This window comes from Acidithiobacillus marinus, assembly GCF_002847505.1.
In the GTDB taxonomy this organism is placed as follows: Bacteria; Pseudomonadota; Gammaproteobacteria; order Acidithiobacillales; family Acidithiobacillaceae; genus Acidithiobacillus; species Acidithiobacillus marinus.
Genome location: NZ_MXAV01000055.1, coordinates 24,390 through 30,459, shown reverse-complemented (window position 1 = coordinate 30,459; position 6,070 = coordinate 24,390). Strand labels below are relative to the sequence as shown.

At 56.6% G+C, this 6,070-nt stretch carries 5 protein-coding genes; all 5 read right to left on the bottom strand.

The window, feature by feature from the left end:
• The coding region (locus B1757_RS14180; RefSeq protein WP_172437740.1) for an MIP/aquaporin family protein at positions 1-936 on the bottom strand (936 nt) is incomplete at its 3' end.
• Positions 937-959: 23 nt separating this feature from the next.
• On the bottom strand, positions 960-2,459 hold the full coding sequence (gene glpK / locus B1757_RS14175) for a glycerol kinase GlpK (RefSeq protein WP_101538941.1): 1,500 nt from the start codon (positions 2,457-2,459) through the stop codon (positions 960-962).
• Positions 2,460-2,485: 26 nt separating this feature from the next.
• Entirely contained in the window at positions 2,486-4,030 is a 1,545-nt protein-coding gene (glpD, locus tag B1757_RS14170) for a glycerol-3-phosphate dehydrogenase (RefSeq protein WP_101538938.1), read from the bottom strand.
• A 284-nt stretch (positions 4,031-4,314) separates the two neighbouring features.
• On the bottom strand, positions 4,315-4,707 hold the full coding sequence (locus tag B1757_RS16150; RefSeq protein WP_368233151.1) for a hypothetical protein: 393 nt from the start codon (positions 4,705-4,707) through the stop codon (positions 4,315-4,317).
• A gap of 43 nt (positions 4,708-4,750) precedes the next feature.
• Positions 4,751-6,070 (bottom strand): ISAs1 family transposase, encoded by a 1,320-nt coding sequence (locus B1757_RS14160; protein WP_101537397.1) that lies wholly within the window; start codon positions 6,068-6,070, stop codon positions 4,751-4,753.

The following is a 6,070-nucleotide window of genomic DNA, read 5'->3' as shown; positions in this document are numbered from 1 at the left end:
GAGGAACCGTTTTTCCAGCTTGAAACCCAGGCCTTTCTGTTCTACCTGTGGCTGCCGTTCTTTTAACAGTTTAGCACGCACACAGAGGGTTTTGCTGATGCACCAGTCGTAAAAAAATACGGCTATGCTGGCGCCGATGAGAGGGCCGACAACGGGCACCCACCAGTAACCATGAGGACCCGGAAAGGCATTGGGCCCCCATCCTTGTAACCAGCAAAACAGGCGCGGTCCGAAATCCCGAGCCGGATTGATCGCATAGCCCGTTCCTACGCCGAAGGAGAGACCGATGGCCGCGACCGCAAAACCGATCATCAGGGGTGCCAGGTTGGAGCCTGGCCCGACATTCATGTTGTCGATGATGGCAAACACAAAGAGCACCAGAAAAAAGGTGGCAATGACCTGGTCCATCAGCATGAGTCCCAGGTGGCTTCCATAGTAAGCGGCGGGAAAAGTTGCGAATATACTGAAGGTGGTCATTCCCCCCGGATCAGCCCGAGACAGCACATGATTGGCCAGATTCCAGGCATTGATGGCGCGAAAATAATCGTAATAGACAATGGCCGCCCCGGCAAAGCAGCCTACCACTTGGGCAATCCAGTAGGGGATGACTTTGCGCCAGGGAAAATTGCCCTTGATCGCAAAAGCCAGAGTAACGGCTGGGTTGATGTGTGCCCCGGAAACCCCGCCTGCTACGTAAACTGCCATGGTGACCGCAAATGCCCATCCCCAGACAATGACCATCCAGCCCCCTGCCCCCTGAAAAATGACCATGGTGCGATGGGATTCCGTGAGCCCCACCACCGCGACCGCGACGCAACCGGCGCCAAAGGCCAGCAGGACAAAGCAGCCGACAAATTCTGCCAGCATTTCTGACCAGACCGACTGGGCCCGCCAGCCTGTTTTCACCCCGAATTTTACTGCTGTGTTTTCAGCCATTTTATGATCTCCTTATTATGTGCTCAGTCCACCCAGGCAAATGACCGGGTGACGGCTTTTTTCCAGGACTGGTAATAATGATCCCGGTCGGCGTCAGGCATTTTCGGTTCCCAGGTTTTATCAATACCCCAATTGGCGCGCAGGTCTTCGATATTGCGCCAGTAGCCAACGGCGAGACCGGCGGCATAGGCCGAACCCAGAGCCGTGGTTTCGATCATTTTGGGGCGCAACACCGGCACTTTCAGCATATCGGACTGGAACTGCATCAGTAATTCATTGACCACCATGCCGCCATCGGTACGCAAGCTGCTGAGGGGAATGCCACTGTCTATTTCCATGGCCTCGACCACATCGCGCACCTGATAGGCGGTGGATTCCAGTGCTGCCCGGGCAATATGGGCCTTGTTGGCAAAACGGGTCAGCCCGGCAATGACGCCTCGGGCATCATCCTTCCAATAGGGCGCATACAAACCGGAAAAAGCCGGGACAAGGTACACATCACCATTATTTTCGACGCTGCGGGCCAAAGGTTCGATTTGCCCGGCTACGTCAAAAAAGTGGAGATTGTCCCTTAACCATTGCACCAGCGCCCCGGTGATGGCAATAGCGCCTTCCAGGGCGTAATGGGGTTTTTCGTCGCCAAATTGATAAGCCAGCGTGGTCAGTAGTCCGGCCTTGGATTGCACCGGCTCGGTGCCGGTGTTCATGAGCAGAAAAGAGCCGGTACCATAGGTGTTTTTGGCTTCTCCCGGGGCGAAGCAGGTTTGTCCGACCAGGGCTGCCTGCTGGTCACCAAGCATTCCAGCCAGCTGGGTACCGCGGAGTGGCGCCGTGGTGATTTCTGCATAGGGGGAAGAGGACGGCACAATTTTGGGCAGACAAGCTTCGGGGATTTTGAATTGCTCCAGCATTTCCTTGTCCCAGGTACAGGTTTGCAAATCCATGAGCATGGTGCGGCTGGCGTTACTGACATCAGTCACGTGGATGCCGCCATCGGGACCGCCGGTGAGATTCCAGGCCATCCAGGTGTTGATATTGCCAAAAAGGGCATCACCCTTTTCCGCCAAACGCCGAGCACCTTCCACATTTTCCAGAATCCACAGGAGTTTCAGTCCGGAAAAATAGGTAGCCAGGGGGAGGCCAGTTTTCTCGCGGAATCTTCCCTGCCCGCCATCTCGCGCAAAGCGCTGGACCAGCTGATCGGTACGGGTATCCATCCACACCAAGGCGTTGCAGAGCGGGCGACCGCTATGACGATCCCAGAGAACGGTGGTTTCGCGTTGATTGGTGATGCCTACTGCAGCGAGATCGCTGGCGCTGAGATTGGCTCTGGCGAGAGCCGCCCCGATGACTTCATTGCTGTTATTCAGGATTTCCAGAGGATTGTGTTCAACCCATCCGGGCCTGGGATAAATCTGTTCGTGTTCTTTTTGCGCTAAGGAAACAATATGGGCTTGTTTGTCGAAAACAATAAAGCGGGTACTGGTGGTTCCTTGATCGATGGCCCCTACATATTTTGACATGGGTATATCCTCCTCAAAAAAAAACATCAAGACTCGGCGGTGTCACCTCCTTGTCGAATTTTCTCTGAGCTTTCCAGAGAGTGCAGATAGGTTTCCAGTTTTTTTGCGGTATCCTCAGGCGCATGTAAAGCCATTTTGGACCGCCGCCATAAAATATCCTCCGGCTGCCGCGCCCATTCCTGAGTGATCAGATAATCCACTTCTGCCTGGGTCAAGCCAGCACCAAAATCCTGACCCAGATCCATCATCTGTCGGGCATTACCGAGGATTTTCCGGGTGCGGGTGCCGTAGGCACGGGCCAGACGATAAGCCAAATGGGCCGGCAAGAAGGGATACTCTGCGGATAGGGTGCGAACAAATGCTGCAAAATCGCCAGCGGGAATGTCTCCTCCCGGTAAAGGAACGTCGGCTGTCCAGCTCCTCCGATCATTGGGATGGCCTAGAACCGGCTGCAACAGGGACAGCGCATGCTCGGCAAGGCGTCGGTAGGTGGTGATTTTTCCACCAAATACCGAAAGCAGCGGAGGCGTGTCGCCTCCCCCTTCCATATCCAGCACATAATCTCGGGTGACCGCAGAGGCATTGGCCGCATGATCATCATAGAGGGGACGGACGCCGGCATAACTGCGGACGACGTTGTCGGGATGTACCGGAGTCTGAAAATACCGGGATACGCTTTCACAGAGATAGGTGGTTTCTTCTGCCGTAATATGTACCTCGGCAGGGTCGCCATCATAGGGAATGTCCGTTGTCCCGATCAGCGTGTACGCATATTCATAGGGGATGGTAAAAATGATGCGATGATCGGGATTTTGCAGAATGAAGGCGTAATCCCCCTCATAAAGACGGGGCACAATGATGTGGCTGCCTTTGACCTTGCGCACCGTTTTCTCGGTTTTGATGCCCAGCTCCTGGCTCAGAACGGTACCCACCCAGGGTCCTGCAGCATTGATCAGTGCCCGGGCGTGAACAGTTTCCTGCTGCCCTGTTTTTTTATCCAGCAGTTGTGCAGACCATAGTTGATTTTCTGGACGCGCCGAGAGCAGTTGCGTACGGGTCAAAATTTTTGCGCCCTGTTCGGCAGCAGCCAACGCATTGAGAGCGACCAGTCGACTGTCTTCCACCCAGCAGTCGGCATAAGTGAAGCCTTTGGTGTAGGCTTGCTTGAGCACGTTCACTGCCGGGTGTGGGCCAAAGTGTACAGCGCGGGAAGCCGGTAAGCGACTGCGGGGGGCGAGGTGGTCATAAAGAAAGAGCCCCGCCCGAATGCGCCAGGAAGAACGGCTTTCGGGACCTTGCGGTAATACAAACTCCAAAGGCCAGATGATATGGGGAGCAATGCCCAGCAACCTTTCTCTTTCCATGAGGGCTTCGCGCACCAGCCGGAATTCATAATATTCCAGATAACGTAAACCGCCATGAATGAGTTTGGTGCTGGCGGAAGAGGTATGGGCAGCAAGGTCATCCTGTTCTACCAGGAGTACCGATAGCTTTCTGCCGCTGGCATCCCGGGCGATGCCGACGCCGTTGATTCCACCGCCTATAATGAGTAAGTCAAAGGGTTGAGTCATTGGTCCACCTCGCTAAGCTTTTATTGTGTCTGGCGTGACAGAAGTCTGAGAGACAGGTTGCAGCGCAGATTCTTAAAGCTAGTTATGCAGGGCTCCGTCAAGCTCGCCAGATATAGTAGCAGAGGTTTTCGCCACTGATTTTAATGGTGGTTTGAAGGGGCTATAGTTGGTGGAAATGCGGCATTTTCAGGCGATTTTGGGTGCAGAATCGTGAATGGGGTGGCTGACGGACGCAGCTCGCCCTCCGGAGCTATTCTCGGATAGGTAAACCCCGTGGTGGCGCCTCAGTATCCGAGTTGGCGGAGCGTTTTGTGCGCGCTGGCGGCGAAATCCCGGCACGCTTTGGCGATATTCTTGACGCCAGTGAGACGCATAATGCTCATGGCCAGTTCGCGCAAGGTCGCCATCATATGGGGACCGTTCTGGGTACGGACTTGGGAGAGGTCCTCGTGGAAAGTCACATCGCGGACATGATGGTTCCGGTTTTCAATTTCCCAGTGACCACGGGCCAAGCCCAACAGATTTTCGGGCGTGGCACGATCCGGGGTCAGGCTGGTGAGTCCGAAGGCATAATCATCCCGAATCGTGCCCTCTTTGCTGTTGATGGTGGAGCGTTGGATCAGGAAAGCTTGTCCGACATGCGGAAAATGGAGGCCGGTTGCCCGGGTGGCGACGATGATTTTGCGGTATTCAAAGCGGCCATGCCCGACCTCTGTGGTTTCAGCGTTGAGGGGGAAAATCGCCCCAAGGGAGGCACGTCAGACGGTCGCGGAGTTTTCGTTGATTGCCTTTGACGGCGGTGAAGAGATAATCGGCTTTCTTGTCTTCGACGAGGAAGCGGGCGGTCTCCCGCTGGGTATGCAGGGCATCGGCGGTGACGACCTTGCCCGCGATGTTGACGTCCTGGAGCAGGTTGCGCAGTTCTGGAATTTCGTTGGTTTTCCGGGCGATTTCTTTTTGCGCGATGGTGGCCCCCTGTCCATGCAGGAACGCGCTGAGCAGATGCACCTGAGCGCCGTCTGCGCGTGCGGCCCCTTTGAGGACTTTGCCATCGACGGCCACCGCTTCAAAGCCCGCCGTACCCAGTAGCCAGGCGCCGATCGCCGCATCCAGCGCCTCCACATCGGCCCCTTGCAAGACGCGCCGGATGGTCGGTTCGGAGGGGGCGAGGTAGCGCTTGGTTTTGGGATCGAATCGGGCGCGGATGCGCTTCAATTGAGCCTGGGTCAAGCGACCGCCCCACTCGGCGATGGCGGCATAACTTTCGGCCCGCGTCAGGACAGCGGCCACGGCCACCGTCAGGATGGCCGGGAGGGGATGCTGCTTGCCTAGTTTGCTGCGGGTATCGGGAAGGCGGAAAAAGATTTGGCGCAAGCCTTCCATTTGCGCGTCGCTCAACGTCACGGTTTGCATGGGGGTATGGGTCCATTCGAGTTGGGGCTGCGGCTGGGCCAACCAGGCCCGCGCCTGTGGATGGAGAGGAAAGAGCAGAAGACGTTTAGGTTGGCCGTGGTGGACATAGCCACCACCGGGACGGCGGGCGAAGCCCTTGGTTCCGCCGACATCCACCCAGTTGGCGGCCCGGTAGCAGGCACCGGTAAAACGGGGGGATTCCACAAAGGTCTCAGCCAGCACGATGGGATGCCCATAGACGGATTGCCAGTCCGCAGAGAGCCTGTGCAGGTTCAGCGCCAGAATACGGGACGCCAGATTCGGGAAGGATTCTCCGGGCAGGATCAGAAAACGGGCATTGTTGGCGATGAGATGCAAGCGCTGGCGGCGCAAGATCCAGGACCAGCCGATCCACCGATCCCGCGCCTGGCATTGAAAAGCGGCGGCATGCCAGCCCAGTAACGCTACCCAGCGACCATCGAGCGTAGCCACATAGCGCAGGTTACGGCCCGCCAAGGTGCGAAAGCCCCGGTAGTGATACGTTTGCATCAGCGTATTCCAGCGTTCCCGCTCCGTGGGCAGGATGGGTCGCACCTGAACACGGTGCAGGCTGGCTTGCTGGTTTTCGGTGAGAGTTGGGACTTCCAT

What these genes read in the sequence shown, in the direction of transcription:
- glpK (WP_101538941.1), bottom strand. Translation starts at nt 2,459, where the DNA reads ATGTCAAAATATGTAGGGGCCATCGATCAAGGAACCACCAGTACCCGC.
- glpD (WP_101538938.1), bottom strand. Translation starts at nt 4,030, where the DNA reads ATGACTCAACCCTTTGACTTACTCATTATAGGCGGTGGAATCAACGGC.
- B1757_RS14160 (WP_101537397.1), bottom strand. Translation starts at nt 6,070, where the DNA reads ATGGAAGTCCCAACTCTCACCGAAAACCAGCAAGCCAGCCTGCACCGT.